At 59.7% G+C, this 15,030-nt stretch carries 8 protein-coding genes and 6 pseudogenes; 4 read left to right on the forward strand and 10 right to left on the reverse strand.

Annotated features, from left to right (window positions below; all coding sequences use genetic code 11):
• The 3 genes and pseudogenes from I6F35_RS38270 to tnpA all read right to left on the reverse strand — a co-directional run.
• Positions 1 to 1,918, reverse strand: a 1,918-nt coding sequence (locus I6F35_RS38270; RefSeq protein ID WP_225122768.1) for an AMP-binding protein, incomplete at its 3' end; no start/stop codon positions are given.
• A 589-nt stretch (positions 1,919 to 2,507) separates the two neighbouring features.
• Positions 2,508 to 2,894 carry an ectoine synthase gene (locus I6F35_RS38275; RefSeq protein ID WP_225122769.1) on the reverse strand — a complete coding sequence of 129 codons (387 nt, stop codon included), beginning with the start codon at positions 2,892 to 2,894 and terminating at the stop codon, positions 2,508 to 2,510.
• Between the two features lie 594 nt (positions 2,895 to 3,488).
• Positions 3,489 to 3,920: pseudogene (gene tnpA / locus I6F35_RS38280) on the reverse strand (IS200/IS605 family transposase).
• A gap of 121 nt (positions 3,921 to 4,041) precedes the next feature.
• Between tnpA and I6F35_RS38285 the strand changes: the two are divergent.
• A pseudogene (locus I6F35_RS38285) lies at positions 4,042 to 4,797 on the forward strand (IS3 family transposase); the annotation flags it as partial.
• Between the two features lie 282 nt (positions 4,798 to 5,079).
• On the opposite strand, the gene I6F35_RS38290 reads toward I6F35_RS38285, so the two are convergent.
• The 3 genes and pseudogenes from I6F35_RS38290 to I6F35_RS38300 all read right to left on the reverse strand — a co-directional run bounded on the left by I6F35_RS38290 (position 5,080) and on the right by I6F35_RS38300 (position 7,918).
• On the reverse strand, positions 5,080 to 5,640 hold the full coding sequence (locus I6F35_RS38290; protein ID WP_225122770.1) for a hypothetical protein: 561 nt from the start codon (positions 5,638 to 5,640) through the stop codon (positions 5,080 to 5,082).
• Between the two features lie 1,051 nt (positions 5,641 to 6,691).
• Positions 6,692 to 7,610, reverse strand: a pseudogene (locus I6F35_RS38295) (transposase); the annotation flags it as partial.
• Between the two features lie 32 nt (positions 7,611 to 7,642).
• Entirely contained in the window at positions 7,643 to 7,918 is a 276-nt protein-coding gene (locus tag I6F35_RS38300; protein ID WP_225122771.1) for a hypothetical protein, read from the reverse strand.
• A gap of 768 nt (positions 7,919 to 8,686) precedes the next feature.
• Between I6F35_RS38300 and I6F35_RS38305 the strand changes: the two genes are divergently transcribed.
• Both I6F35_RS38305 and I6F35_RS38315 read left to right on the forward strand, forming a co-directional pair.
• Positions 8,687 to 9,565: a hypothetical protein gene (locus I6F35_RS38305; protein WP_225122772.1), complete on the forward strand. Its 879-nt coding sequence runs from the start codon at positions 8,687 to 8,689 to the stop codon at positions 9,563 to 9,565.
• Between the two features lie 433 nt (positions 9,566 to 9,998).
• The gene (locus I6F35_RS38315; RefSeq protein ID WP_225122774.1) at positions 9,999 to 10,160 is read left to right on the forward strand and encodes a hypothetical protein; all 162 of its coding nucleotides are present in this window, start codon (positions 9,999 to 10,001) and stop codon (positions 10,158 to 10,160) included.
• 472 nt (positions 10,161 to 10,632) lie between these two features.
• Here I6F35_RS38315 and I6F35_RS38320 read toward each other — a convergent pair whose 3' ends face one another.
• Both I6F35_RS38320 and I6F35_RS38325 read right to left on the reverse strand, forming a co-directional pair.
• Positions 10,633 to 11,898 (reverse strand): IS256 family transposase, encoded by a 1,266-nt coding sequence (locus I6F35_RS38320; RefSeq protein ID WP_225122776.1) that lies wholly within the window; start codon positions 11,896 to 11,898, stop codon positions 10,633 to 10,635.
• Between the two features lie 63 nt (positions 11,899 to 11,961).
• Positions 11,962 to 12,726 (reverse strand): annotated as a pseudogene (locus I6F35_RS38325) (IS3 family transposase); the annotation flags it as partial.
• Position 12,727: 1 nt separating this feature from the next.
• On the opposite strand from I6F35_RS38325, the pseudogene I6F35_RS38330 reads away from it, so the two are divergent.
• Positions 12,728 to 12,930: pseudogene (locus I6F35_RS38330) on the forward strand (IS110 family transposase); the annotation flags it as partial.
• A gap of 297 nt (positions 12,931 to 13,227) precedes the next feature.
• Here I6F35_RS38330 and I6F35_RS38335 read toward each other — a convergent pair.
• Both I6F35_RS38335 and I6F35_RS38340 read right to left on the reverse strand, forming a co-directional pair.
• Positions 13,228 to 13,923: pseudogene (locus tag I6F35_RS38335) on the reverse strand (transposase); the annotation flags it as partial.
• 139 nt (positions 13,924 to 14,062) lie between these two features.
• On the reverse strand, positions 14,063 to 15,030 hold a 968-nt coding region (locus I6F35_RS38340), incomplete at its 5' end, for a ribonucleotide-diphosphate reductase subunit beta (protein WP_225122775.1).

The raw sequence follows: 15,030 nt of genomic DNA on the forward strand, positions 1-15,030 counted from the left end.
GCTCAGGGCGGTTGAGGTAGCCCCGTGCCACCCCCGCCCCGCCAATGTAAAGCTCACCCACCGCGCCGAACGGCACGGGCGCGCCATGGCCATCCAGCAAGTACACCCGCGTGTTGGCGATTGGACGCCCGACGTGAGGCATCTGGGGCCAACATGACGGGTCAGCTGCAAGGTGGTGCTCGGAAATGACGCTGATTTCCGTGGACCCATATTGATTGATCAATCTCGCGTTCGGGTGTGCTTTGAAGAACGCCCTAAGCAGTGGAGTGGCCTGCAATCGCTCGCCGGCTGTATAAAGCTCTCTTAAAGAGGGCAGCTGCACGCGCTGCGTGCTCCAGACTTCCGCAAAATGATTCAATGCCACGAACGGGAGGAAAAGCCGCTCGATCGCCTCCCGCTCTACAAATTCCAGCAGGTCGGAGAAGCGCCTCCGGGTCTCTTCCCGCACGAGCACAAGCACTCCGCCGTCCTTCCAACAGATGAACAATTCCTGACAGGACACATCGAAGTTCAGAGTCGCGAATTGAAGTGTGCGCAGTTTTGACGTGCCAATCCCCACAAGCGAATTCACAAGCGCGCCATGGGACATTTCAACGCCCTTGGGGATTCCGGTTGAGCCGGAGGTATAGATGACATAGGCGAGATGGCGCGATGTAAGGCCAAGCGTGCCCGGGTCCGGGTTCGAAGGCGGCCGCTCGCCCCAAGTCGGGGACGCCGTCTCCAGATCGACCACCGTCACATCGGCCACGGCATCGGCGCCCAATGCGGTTCGACCGGCGACATCGCAAAGCAGAAGTTTCGGTTTTGCATCGTCGACAATCTGCCGCAGCCGCGCTGACGGATAAGCCGGATCTAGCGGCAGATAGGCGCCGCCAGCCTTCATGATCGCCAAGACACCAACCACCATCGCTAGGCCGCGTTCCAGGCAGATCGCCACCGGCTCGTCCGGCTTGACCCCGAGCTCGATCAGATGATGCGCCAGCCGGTTGGCCCGCGCATTGAGTTCGCCATAGCTCAGTCTCTCCCTCTCACGGACCACCGCAACCGCTTCCGGCGCCCTTTGCACCTGCGCCTCGAACAGCTCATGGATACATCGCTCAAACGAATAAGGCGCCGCCGTCCGATTCAAATCCTCAAGTAGATAGGCGCATTCGTCGGTTGGCAGAATGCCGATTCGGCCGACAGACTGCCCCGCATCGTCCATCACGCCGCGTAACAAAACTTGCAAATGCTGCGTCATGCGGTCGATCTGCTTGGGCGCTAATCGAGCGGCATCAAAATGCCAGCGGAAGCTCCCATCCAGAGCGCGAACCTCAAAAGTCAGCAAATCGCCGCATAAGGTTTGGCCAGCCTTGTGGCTCGTCGACAGATCGTCGGCGACGGAACAGCTCTCTGTCGCGATTGCAATACCAATCGGCCAAGGCTGGCGCGCCCGTAGCGCCTCCACTCCTCGCAATGTCGGGCAGCGCGCGATAAGATCTCGGGCAAAGCTAGCGTGCGCCCTCAGCTGAGCGACTTCGGCCGCTACGGTTTTACGCACTTCTTCAAAATCATGACCAAGCTCAATGCAAACATCCATCGGCACGACGGAGGCGATTACGAGTTTGGAGCCAGTTTGCAATCCGTCCCATGCAGGCTTCCATCCCAGTTGAAATTCTTTTTGCCCGGTGATCCGAGCGAGATAGATCAGCCAAGCCGTTACCAAATATTCCGAGCGATCTTGTGGGGAAAGTTTAGCCAAACCGCTTGGGCTAAACCACGAACTCGACTGCCATCGGGAAGGCGCCGCAGCCACGGACGATGACAGAAAAGGAAGATGCACTCTGCTAAACTGCTCGAGCCGCCGTCGCCAAAACTCCTCCCCACGCGCCAGCAGTTCATGCGCGGCAGATATGCTCTGCACCTGTTCATCGCTCAAGATCGGAAGGCGACTTCCTTGATTCACGCAAATCGCTCACATCGGTTCGGATCTGTTTTCGGGCTTAGGCTGGTCCGCATTGATGTGACGAAACCCTTCGCCGAAGCAGATCTCTCAATCTTCCTGCCAACCTTCCGCATCACCAAATATCGTGGCGGCAGTATCGCAGCAGCCACTCAACCGCGTCAGAGTTTCTGGTAAGCGTCCTCATCGAACGACTTCTCCTCTGGCGCCCTTTAGACGATTACGCATCTATCGTGCCAAAGGTGAAATCGAATGCAATCAATGCGATAGCCACAGCAGTGCTATGTCAGCTGTCCAACAGCCTCGCCAGACATCGTACAACTGAGCGCGTTATCAATCGGCAAAAACCTCCGCCCGCCTGGTCTTCCGGACAAGGGAAAATGGACCTGGAATGCCAAAGTATTTTGTCAGCTCCGCCGAAGCGCATCGCGTGCGCCTTTCGTAAAACCGGGACAAAGACTTTTTCTGAGGTCCGCGTGCGATACGAGGCAGCGCTGGATTGCTCGAGTAAATGTATCTCGCAGTTAGCGGCAGTTCATGTTGGATTGGCTTTTCTTCGCATCACTCAATATGTGGAGCCCGCCGGGTCGTCGAGCTTGTGGCGCTCGGTTCCGGTGAGGGGCGGGTTGAAGATGCTAACCAGGATCATGTCGTTGTTCCGTCCCCCGCGCAGGAAATGCTTGTCATGCTTGTCAAGCACATACATGTCACCCTTGCGAATGGGAAAGACATTGCCGTCCATGTCCTCGACCTCGCCCTCACCGCCGATGCAGTAGCAGGCTTCGAGATGATTCCGGTATTGCAGAAGCGAAACGGTGTTAGCGCGCACCACGGTGTGGCAGATGCTGAAACCCATGCCGTCCTTATCGGTCAGAAGGCGGTGGCTAGTACCATTGCCCCAATCGACGAAGTGATCGGTTGCTTCGACGTCGCGCAGGCTACGCACAATCATAGTGTTCGATCGCCCGGTGCAGGTTGAAGTGATTGATCCAAAAGCTGGATGCCGTTGTTCTGCCCCGGAACCGCGACTTCCCTGTCGCGCTGCCGACTGCGGTCCGTCGAAACAACCAACCGTCGGTCGCGAAGAGCCCGTGCAGCAGTCCTATGGGATCGGCTACACGCAAAAGGCCTGCCATTTGCCCGACGGCGACTAGTGAAAATATCGGCGCGAGGGTATTTCGCAGCCGAGCCCGATCGGCGCATACCAATTTGATGTTCCACCTTTCGCGTGGTGCCGCCGCTTACCTTTGTATTCCCCAGAATGCTGCTGGAGATATTGCCGGCGACATAAACTGTCTCCAATCGCAAATTTGGCAAGTCGTTTCCTTCCTTGCTGTGCCTCTCGCCGCGAATATGGTTCCGCAGCGTCTCAGCCAGTAGAGCAAATCTCATGCCGTGGTCGCAGGCCGACGAAAGATGAAGTTGTGGCTGTCTCAGCTGGGTAAGTATCCCCCGGCAAAGCCGGGGGCTTTAGGAATTGGGCCGCTCAAAGCGGCCGTGGGGACGCTAACGCGTCCCCGATTTTGTTGGCCGCCTAAGGGCGGCCTTAGCGCCACATGTTCATTTGGTCGAGCCGGGTATCCTCGGCCTCCTGCTTGCGGATATATTCCCTGATCACCGCTTCGTCTCGACCGACGGTCGAGACGAAGTATCCCCGAGCCCAGAAGTGCTGCCCTACGAAGTTGCGCTTCCTCTCTCCATAGACCCGCGCCAGATGGATGGCGCTCTTGCCCTTGATGTACCCGATCACTTGCGACACCGCATATTTGGGTGGGATCGAAATCATCATGTGAACATGGTCGGGCATCAAATGCCCCTCTTCGACCCTGCACTCCTTCTACATTGCCAACCTGCGGAACACCTCCCCGAGATGCTGCCTCAACTCTCCGTACAGCGTCTTCCTGCGACACTTGGGAATGAAGACCACGTGATATTTGCACTCCCATTTGCTGTGGCTTAGGCTCTCGTAATCGTCCATCGCGAAACTCCTTCTCGTGTGCGTGGTGGCTCACGAGTCGCGAGTTTCGTCGATGGACGACTGCCTGAAATGTCAAACTTCTGCTGCCTCCCCGCCAGAGCCGGGGGCCTCCCTTGGTAGGCTCGCCAACGAGCGGCGGCGGTTCGGCTATCGCCGCCTGTTCGTGCTGCTGCGGCGGGAGGGCGAGCCATCGGGGATCAACCGGATCTACCGGCTTTATCGCGAGGAAGGGCTCACCGTCCGCAAGCGGCGGGCCCGCCGCAAGGCCGTGGGGACCCGGGCTCCGATCCTGGTCGAGGCGAGGCCCAACGCGCGCTGGTCGCTGGACTTCGTCCACGACCAGTTCGCCAACGGCCGACGCTTCCGCATCCTCAACATCGTCGATGACGTCACCAAGGAATGCCTGGGCGCCATTCCGGATACCTCGATCTCGGGGCGGCGCGTGGCCCGCGAACTCACGGTCATCGTCGGGCGACGCCAGGAATGATCGTGTCCGACCATGGCACCGAGTTCACCTGCAACGCCATGCTCGCCTGGAGCAAGGACACCATCATCGACTGGCACTTCATCGCACCGGGAAAGCCGATGCAGCACGGCTTCATCGAGAGTTTCAACGGCCGGATGCGCGATGAGCTGCTCAACGAGACCCTGTTCTTCGATCTCGACGACGCCCGCGCCAAGATCGCCAACTGGGTCGCCGACGACAATATTCGGCGGCCTCACCCATGGCTGAAATACCTGACCCCCGCGGCCTACGCCGCCCACCTCACCGCAACGGACGATCGGCTGCGCAACCCCGACCAGCTCCGCCGATCGTCCGTTGCTACAACCGCCACTTGGCGTACAAAACCCCGAGGCTCTAACTGCCGCTGGATGAAAATGCAGTGGCAGGTCAGGTCGATGGCGGAGCGGCGGCGGAGTTCGCGCTTGATGGCGCCGAACGCACCTCGCTTCGGGCCAGAGATGAAGACGCGGCGGGGATTTTGCGCATCCTGGCCGGAGCGTTCGTGAGGCACATAATGCTCCAATGCAAAACATGGTTTGGTGAATGATGAATCGATCAATCTGCCCAAGCAACTGAGCGCCTGAAGGTCTGATGGCCGCGTCTAAACGTAGTAGGCCTGACTAGCGCTCCTCATGCGGCAGTCGTTAAAAAATGCTACTCAAGCGTGCGAAGGGTTGCAAACTTAATGCCGCGCATCTTTTCGTAGAGCACCAAGCATTCCGCATCCAGTTTGATGCCTAGTCTGATGGGGAGACCAATGTTACCGGCGAGCTGCATTTGAAGCTGCCAAGGCAAACAATTTCGGGTAAGTGCCTTGCGTAGATTCGCAAGCATGATGGTGAGATGGTCCGCGTGACGGCTGAGCCGCATGGCGTGCTGTGAAGAGGTCTGTCCGAGCCCTGGAGCCACAAACACTCTACCGTCAATTTGGATAGGCTGTGTGTACCCGTTCTGTCGGAGATTGTAGAGTTGCTGATCCGTTAGTCTGGGGGACGGCAAAGTTCCTTTTAACTCCGGCAAATCGCTCGGGCTGACATCGTGCAGTATCTTTAGGATACGCTGCATGGTCCAGGACCTATGCGGGCGCACGTCCAGAAAGATCGCGCGATCGGCCTTGATGTGAGCAAATAGAAGCTGGCCTGTGCGCTTGACCTTGTTTCGAGGCTCGATGATGCCACCGAGATGAAAGTGACTGATTTGCCAGTCGTTGAACACAGGTCGGCCTTGTGATTAGCCCTGCGCGTGCGCAGCCTATCGCTGAGCCAAGGTGAGACATCCGCGCCAACCTCAAGGGCAGTCTTTAGCTGGTCGATAGCGGCGTACATGGTTCGTAAGGCTGCGACTTCCGGTGACACAAGAACCTGTCTCGGTCGGCATGGGATTAGCCTTGCTCGGTAATGCATCCAGTCCAGAACAATTCTGTTGGTCAGGATGCCTTCAGGCAATGAACCGAAGTCACGCACGATGAGCGCACTGAGGTCTTCGCTAGTCTCGTCAATGAAGTTCATGCTCAGCGCCCGGTTGCTGGTAAATACGGGCCTTTTTTCTAGGGCGCGTACGTACTCATAGTCGTCGGCGATCTCCGCATCGCTCCGATACCGACAGCATTTGTGCAACCGCAGCAAATGTCGCGGTGGCCAGAAGGCGACCTCACCAATAGGGCGGTTCTAGCGCAAAGGGGACCTTCTATCTGGCTCCACGAGGGTTGAAATAACGGCCCGTATTTTGGAACGCCACCCCGATGAAGTCGCCTTGTCGCCAGATGAGGCGACAAGGGTGGGTGGTGCGAAACTCATCGAAGGAAAGTGAAAACTCGGTCGGCAGAACCGTGAGTCCATTAAGCTGAATGCCAGCTCCCCTATTAGAGAGATCACGTACCAGGCAGGGCTCGGAGGTGATGTGTCCCGGAATTGAGAGGAAAACATCTCGCCATACCGGCTGCCTTTCAACCGACCGCCGGGAACAACTCTTTCCTTCCCATTGACGGACCTTTTCTTGCAACTTCTTTAGCTCTCGGTACTGGCGCTCCAGACTCACGCTCTCCTCCGCTTTCTTGTTGGCGCTTCCCACAGGTTCCAGAATGCAACCACCGCGATAGTCATATTAGAGCTATCATCAGGTTGAGGGAATTCCGGACAACTACCGTTCGTGGCCTATGGCGGGTCCTACTTAGAACAGCACCGAAGGCCGACAAGTCATTTAGGCGCCAGAACCGGCGCGGCATCGGCGCTCGGCCGAGCAAACTGGCACGGCCGAAATCCTGACTGTCGTCGAGGCCTTCGAGGATGCTGGCCGCGACGCCGGGCCATTGCTGGTCGAGACGACGCGCGAGATTGCGGATCAATTTTTCAGTCTTGTCGGCGTCGTCGAGCTCCCAGGCCTGGCGCAGCACCCGACGGGTGGCCGCATGATGCTCTTTCGGCAGGCGTTCCATGATGTTACGCGCCTTGTGGATCTGGCAGCGCTGGATTGCAGCGGCCGAACCGAAGGTGCGGCGGATCGCCTTCGACAACGCCTTCGCGCCGTCGGCGATGAACAGTCCGGGCATCGTCGGGTCGAGCCCGCGCGAGACCAAATTGTCCAGCAGGGCCTGAACCGTTGCGCCATTCTCGCTCGCCCCTTCCACCAGCGCCAGCGGATGCTTGTTGCCTTCGCCGTCAACCCCGATCGCGGCGACCAGCACGAGATAGTCGCCGAGATGCAGCCCGTCGATTTGGACCACCAGAAGGTCGAGCGCGGACCGATCGGCAGCCATGAAGTCGGCCAGACGCGCCGCCGACAGCGCGACGAACCTGCGCGAGGCCGCCGACTTCGAAACTCCCGATCCGGGTGGTGCCGGCACCTCACCCTCGGGCAGCCGGACAGCGCGGCCGAACCGGCGCGTCGACACATTGATCAGCATCAGGTTCATCGCCCAGCAGACCGAGCCAGTCCTCCTGCGCCGCCGTTTCCCAGCTCGGGATCGTGACCTCGCGGCCGTCCACGCCCCGGACCCGCGGGCGCTCGACCTCGATCTTGCCGCCGTGGAAACCGATCCGTCCCCGCGTTCGGCCCCAACGGTGCGCCCGCCGCGCCGCATCGCGACCGTGGCGCGGCCCGCAGGGCGCCGTCACATCCGCCTCCATCATCGCGCCGAGCGCCTCGATCCCTGCCGCAAGGCAGAACCGATCGAAGCTCGCCCGCACACGCGGACCGATTGCGGCATTTTAGCGAGGCTTCAACGTTGCTGGGGTGCGGAATCAGTGTCGTCCTTGAGGTAAGTCAGCATGGTGTTGCAGGCGTCCTCGGCCTCAGCGAAGCTTTGGAAGGGCGAGCCGAGAACCCTGATCGCGCCACGGCTCTGGTCAAGGGGACGCCACGACGCGACGAAGCCCAGCCTTCCTTGAAAGCCGGGACCGGTGGGGCTCTGGAAGCTGATCACGAACGAATAGTCGTCGCCGCCTGCGCTCCATATTTCCATGTCTTCGACGGCACGATGGAATTGCAGGCGCATCAATGTCTGTTCGCCGGGCCAGCCCCAGAACGAAACTGCTGCGGGCGGACGCCGGGCCAGGTCAATACAGCGCAGCTCTCGCCGGCAAATTGCGTTTCGTCGTCAAGCTATGGCACCGCTTCTTAGTCACGGCCGGAAGGAGGGAGGATTGACGTCAGCTTCGGCGTGCATTGTCACAATCAAACTCCACCGATTGCAAAACCGTATGTCTGAGGGAACGCGGGAGGCGACCTGTGACCCGGCCACTTCGCCTCCCACATTGCTCGGCAAATTAATATGGATGCCTTGAGGGGCCCTTGCGGTAAATCAATCTTTTGAGCGGCAGCTCGATCAATTGGTCAGCCCATCATCGCCTGAGCAATCCCCTGAAAAACCCGAGCAAGACCCACGCCGCCATCGACAGCCAGAATCACCCCTCGGCCAATAGATCGCGCAGCTAGAAAGATGACGCGCCGGAACGGCCACAGCGTTGCGGATATCGTAGCGCTTCGGCGGCCAGCTAAATGGCGGCGTGGGCGCACGGGCGGCCGGTAGCAAGCAGCGTGAGTGCCGTCAGAACAAACTCATCCTTCCGTATTGAAACCTTTGCCATGTGCGTTCTCCCCGATAGCGCAATCGAATCAAGTTAGATCATCTAGTTACACCAGTTAACGTCAAGTTCCGTATGGTTGATATGCAACAAAAGAAAAAAGACTTCCCAGAGCTGGTATTTGGCATTGTAGGCCCCGTGGGGGTGGATATCCGATTTGTGACAGTCTCGCCTCAGCCTTGCGGGCGGTCGAGTACGCATCCCACACCATCCACATCACCAAGGAGATGCTACGGGAAGACCGATACAGGCTCCAAAAACATCCGGTTGAGCAGCCAATTTCGAAAGACTTCTACTCTGACGTAAATTTCAAGATCAACTACGCAAATGCCTTGTGCAAGGAATTTTCCGACCCCGCGACAATGACGCGGATCGCTCTTCGTGCCATTGGCGATGCCCGCGAGACGCTGACGGGGTCGAGGGACGGTCTTCCAAGCAAGCCAACCGCGTACATCATTCGTCAGCTTAAGCGCCCAGACGAAGTGGTGCTACTCCGCAAGGTGTACGGACGGCAGTTTGTTCTGATATCGGCATACGGACCAGCCGAGAAGCGAAAACAGCTGATAGAGGAACGGCTGCGCCATACCCTAATTCCTGGTAGCCCTCATCACGAAATCATAAGCAAGGCGGCCCAGCTGATCGAGAAGGACGCAAGGGAGGATGGGGAAGATCTCGGTCAAAATGTGAGGGAGACGTTCCATCTTGCCGACGTCTTCATCGACGGTCTCGTCAGGTCCGAAATGGACCTGAAGTTGAATAGATTTGTCCAGGCATTGTTCGGGGCCACTGATATAGCACCGACAAAGGCTGAGTATGGGATGTACGCAGCCAAGTCTGCTGCGCTTCGGTCATCGGACTTGTCGCGCCAAGTTGGAGCTGCAATTTTTTCGGACGAAGGCGAAATAATCACACAAGGTTGCAACGAAGTGCCGAAGGCTTTCGGCGGAACCTATTGGGACACCGAGACGCCAGACTACAGAGACGTAAAATTGCGTCGCGACGCGTGGGGCTTCTCTCGGATGAGGCGAAGAAGGCTGGCACCCCCGCGGAGATGGTAGAACGATTCACGAGGAAAAAGAGAAAAGGGTATGACGAAGAAGACGGCGTATTGGCATCCAGCGCCGTGCTTGACCTAACCGAATTCGGGCGTGTGGTGCATGCGGAAATGTGCGCAATATGGGACGCGGCGAGGCTTGGAAGGAGCGTGAGGTGCGGCACGCTATACGTGACAACGTTTCCCTGCCACAACTGCACGAAACACATCCTGGCATCTGGAATTCGGAAGGTCATCTATATCGAGCCGTATCCGAAAAGCCGTGCACAGGAGTTGCATAGCAACGAGATCAGCATCGAACAAGAAACGCCGGACAAAGTGTCATTCATCCCGTTTCTGGGCATCTCACCTTTCCGATATCGCGACGTTTTTCAAAAGGCCGTCGAAATGACTACGAAGGTAACGCCCTCGACTATGTCGACGGATATCCCTTTCCAATGATCGAGAGAATGTCGACAGCCTATATCGAAAATGAAGCGATCGAATGGTTGAAGCTGATCGTCGATATCAAGCCTGCCGATGAGGAGGCTAATGCTCCGCAATCAGACACTCGCTCCGATGTATCTGAGCCTCCGCAAAGCGATCCATCCCCAGGCTGACGATAACTACCGTGTCCTTCTCAATGGAAAAACCGGGCGGTCCTTAGGTTGGCGAGTTGATCCGCAACGAACTCGACAATGACCCGGGACGCCTGGCTCAGTCAGGCTGACAGGCTGCGCCAGTCGGTCGGCTGAACCCTCCCGCTTGGCGACGTCGGCCCTTAACCCGTACGCATGTGCGGCTTCGAAAACTTCGGCCGCACGCACGTCCGTCCCGCGCTTGCCGCAGGCGGTGCAGACGAAGCCTGGCTCGATGTCCGACAGCCGGACTTGGTAAGCGCTGTTTGGTAAGCCTCCGAGGAAAGACGCCTTGCGACGAGCTGGCCTGATGGTTGAGAACTGTACGTATGGACAGCCATACGATCAGTGCGCTGCATCGCTAGAAATAGTCAAGACAGGCTGACCTGCCACTGAATTTTCATCCAGCAGCGGTTAGAGTCGAGCTATGCCTGAATTTGGGTGACGGAGCCGATCAGGGGGCGTGGCTTTGCTGGGTCGGAATGACCTCGATGCCGTCGGCGAATCTGACACCAGCGATGATCTTCGGCAACTGATTTGTGCCTTTCAATCGACGCCAGGTTTTCGAGGCCGCATCGGTCAGCTTGAACACCATTAGCCTGGCCGTCTGTGGCGACAATGATCCCTTGGTCCGAACCGTCCTGTGTCGCACTGTAGCGAACACGCTTTCGATCGGATTGGTGGTTCGCAAGTGGACCCAGTGCTCAGCAGGAAAGTCATAGAATGCCAGCAGATCCTCGCGATCCTTGACCAGGCAATCGACCGCGCGCGCATAATTTGCACCGTATTTCTCGGCGAAGGCTTCGAGTGCAAGCTCCGCGGCAGCCCGGCTGGGCGCCATGCAGATGTCCTGCAAAGCCTTCTTCATGCCGCTCTGCACGGAGCTCGGAACCTTGTTGAGCACGTTGACGGTCTTGTGCTGCCAGCAGCGCTGCCGCCGCGTGCTGGGGAAGATTTCGTCCATCGCCTTCCAGAAGCCGAGTGCGCCATCGCCGACCGCCAGTTCAGGCGCGACCTGCAGTCCGCGCCGGCGAATGTCGATCAGAAGCTCGCGCCAGCTCTGGGCGCTCTCGCGCACGCCGATCTGGAAGCCGATCAGCTCCTTCCTGCCCTCGGGCGTCACGCCGATCAAAACCAGCATGCATTCGCTGTGGTCCTCCATCCGGGCCTGCAGGAAGACGCCGTCGGCCCAGACGTAGACATAGCGCCGCGCCGACAGATCGCGCTTCTGCCAGCGCTCGTACTCGCCCTGCCATTGCGCCTTCAGGCCTGAGATCACCGATGGCGACAGGTTCGGCGCATCCTTGCCGAGCAGCGCCGAAAGCGCTTCCTGGAAATCGCCGGTCGAGATGCCGCGCAGATAGAGGATCGGCAGCAGGGCATCCAGGCTCTTCGTCCGCCGCGCCCACAGCGGCAGGATCGCCGAGGTGAAGCGGATCCGATCAGCTCCGGTCGCACCACGATCTCTGACCTTGGGCCGGGCGACCTCGATCGCGCCGATCCCCGTGGCAATCTCACGCGCAGGGCCAAAGCCGTGCCGCACCACCCTGGCACGGCCATGCGGCAGCTTCAGCTCCGCCGTCGTCTCCAGAAATGCCTGCAGCTCGATCTCGACGGCCCGCGCGAGCAGCTCACGGGCTCCGTTCCGCAGAATTTCTGTCAGTGGATCGTCAACCACAGACGGCTGACGGAAGGGCAGGATCTTGGTAGTCTCGTTCAGGGCGTATCGCTCTCCTTGAGAGGTTCTGGCAGGCTCGACACCCGCCTCGATACGCCGCCTCTCTCAACCCGTCATCACCCACTTTCCCGCATAGCTCGTTAGAGTCTCGGGGTTTTGTACGCCAAGTGGCGCGGGTGAAGCAACGGACGATCGGCGGAGCTGGTCGGGGTTGCGCAGCCGATCGTCCGTTGCGGTGAGGTAGGCGGCATAGGCCGCAGGGGGCAGGTATTTCAGCGACGAGTGAGGCCGCCGGATATTGTAGCCGGCGACCCAGTTGGCGATCTTGGCGCGGGCGTCATCCAGATCGAAGAACAGGGTCTCGTTGAGCAGTTCATCGCGCATCCGGCCATTAAAACTCTCGATGAAGCCGTTCTGCATCGGCTTTCCCGGCGCGATAAAGTGCCAATCGATGTCTGCGTCCTTGCACCAAGCCAGCATGGCGTTGCAGGTGAACTCGGTGCCATGGTCGGACACGATCATTCCTGGCTTGCGGCGTCGCTCGACGATCGCCGCGAGTTCGCGGGCCACGCGCCGCCCCGAGATCGACGTCTCCGGAATGGCGCCCAGGCATTCCTTGGTGACGTCGTCGACGATGTTGAGAATGCGGAAGCGTCGGCCATTGGCGAACTGGTCGTGGACGAAGTCCAGCGACCAGCGCGCGTTGGGCTTGGCCTCGACCAGGATCGGAGCCCGGGTTGCCACGGGCTTGCGGCGAGCCCGCCGCTTGCGGACGGTGAGCCCTTCCTCGCGATAAAGCCGGTAGATCCGGTTGATCCCCGATGGCTCGCCCTCCCGCCGCAGCAGGACGAACAGGCGGCGGTAGCCGAAACTCCGCGCGCTGCTTGTCGTTGGGGCAACAGCCGTCTTGCGGGGGGCCCGAAACGATGCGCGGGCGCGGCCGTGGCTGAAGGCGCTTCTCGCCAGACGCCCTTCAAGGTTGTCGCGGTCGCGCAAGCCAACAAGACGGCGCGGATCATCTGGGCGCTTCTGAACAAGGGCGGGACTTATCGGCGTCCCGTGGTCGCCGTCTGATGAACGCAATGACCGAAAAATGATCTGACCGGCGCAGGCCGACAGAGGGCAAGGTGCCACAACAGACGATGAACCCCTGGGACGAAATCCCGAGACGAGTGAGGCCGCCTTTCGCACTGCGTTCAAAGCGCGCAAAAGTGATCAGCCGCTCGCTTCGCGGACCTCATCGAGGCCAGCGGTGATGTCCCGCGCCCAAAGGCCGGACATATGACCGCACCGTTCCCATGTGTGAAATCGACTGAAAAAGCCCTTGTACCACGGGCCGTTCCACATATGCGAAAGAGTCTGGACAGTACCGACCAGCGCCAGGCACTCGCGGGGGCAATCATCGACCACGGTGAGGACGCGGAAGCGGCGGCCGCAGGTCAGCTGATCCGACACGAAGTCGAGCGACCAGCGGTCGTTCGGCGCCATCGGCACCGTCATCGGCGCTCTGGTCCCGGTGGCGCGCTTGCGGCCGCCACGGCGGCGCACTGCAAGCTTCTCTTCCCGGTAAAGCCGGAACAGCTTCTTGTGGTTGACCCGATAGCCCTCCCGCTTGAGCAGGACATGCACGCGCCGATGCCGAAGCGGCGGCGCTCATGAGCGATCGCCTTCATACGCTGGCGAAGGCCGCCATCGTCCGTCCGGATCGTCTTGCATCTGACAGTCATGCGGCAGCTGCCGAAGGTTTTACACGCCCGCCGTTCGCTCATCCCGTGGGCATCCATGAGATGGGCGACAGCTTTACGCTCAGCCGCGGGCGTCACCATTTCTTCCCAGCAAGTCCTTCAGCGCGACATTGTCGAGCATGGCGTCGGCCAGCAGCCGTTTCAGCCGCGTGTTCTCGTCCTCCAGCGTCTTCAGCCGCTTGGCCTCCGAGACCTCCATCCCACCGAACTTGGCTTTCCATTTGTAGATGCTGGCGTCGCTGACGCCATGCTTGCGGCACAGCTCGGCGACCGAAACGCCGAAGCTGTCGCGAGCGAGAAGATGGAAATTGTGGTCGGCGATGTAGAGCCTGAGCGGCTTGCTGCGGTCATCCGGCGGTTCGGCAGGCATGATCCAGGCGGGCTGTTCGGGTTTACGTGCCAGCACGCCGCCGGCCTAGTTGGGCCCGAAGGTCAGGGGCGCGTTAGTTAGGTTAGGTCGCCTACATGCGGCCGAAAGCCGCCCACACCCCGTCTTCGCCGTCCCAGCTGCCGCGGCTCGTCACCTTGGAGTACTCCGTGGCGCGCTGCTCGAAGAAATTGGCGTGCTCGACGCCATTGAGAATCTCGACGAGCCACGGCAGCGGATGCGCCTTGAGCTGGGTGAACCCGCCCTCCTTAGCCTCGAAGAAGCCGAAGACCGGGGCAATCCCGAGTTGTGCCAGTCGCCAGTCGGCGACGTAGCGGACGTAGGCGTGGATCTGCTCAGGCAGCATACCCTTGATTGTGCCGAGGCCGAAGGCGAGCTCGACGAAGTTCTCCTCCAGCTTCACCATGGTCTTGGCGACGTCGACAATGTCGTCGCGGACGGAGCGCGTCACCGCGCCGGTTTCGCGGTGCCATTCGTGAAATAGCTTGATGATGCCCTCGCAGTGGAGACTCTCGTCGCGCACTGACCAGCTTACGATCTGTCCCATGCCGTTCATCTTGTTATGGCGCGGGAAGTTGAGCAGCATGGCGAAGCTCGCGAACAACGCCATGCCTTCGGTGAAGGCGCCGAACATCGCCAGGGTGCGGGCGACATCGGCCACGGTGTCGATGCCGAACTGGTGCATGTAGTCCGCCTTGGCGCGCATCTGCGCATAGCCGCGGAATGCCTCGAACTCGGTCTTGGGCATGCCGAGCGTCTTGAGCAGCAGGGCATAGGCGTCGATGTGGACCGTCTCCATGTTGGTGAAGGCGGCCATCATCATCTGGACGGTGAGCGGCTGGAAGATCGGGATGTAGCGCTTGAGATAGTTGTCGCCGACCTCGATGTCGGACTGAGTGAAGAAACGGAAGATTTGGGTAAGCAGCGCACGCTCGTTGGCCGTGACACGGTCCGACACCCAGTCCTTCAGGTCGCTGCCGAGCGGTACCTCCTCGCCCATCCAGTGGGTCTGCTGCTGGCGCTTCCAGAACTCGTAAGCCC

It is taken from the genome of Bradyrhizobium sp. BRP22 (assembly GCF_020194175.1).
Taxonomy (GTDB): domain Bacteria; phylum Pseudomonadota; class Alphaproteobacteria; order Rhizobiales; family Xanthobacteraceae; genus Bradyrhizobium.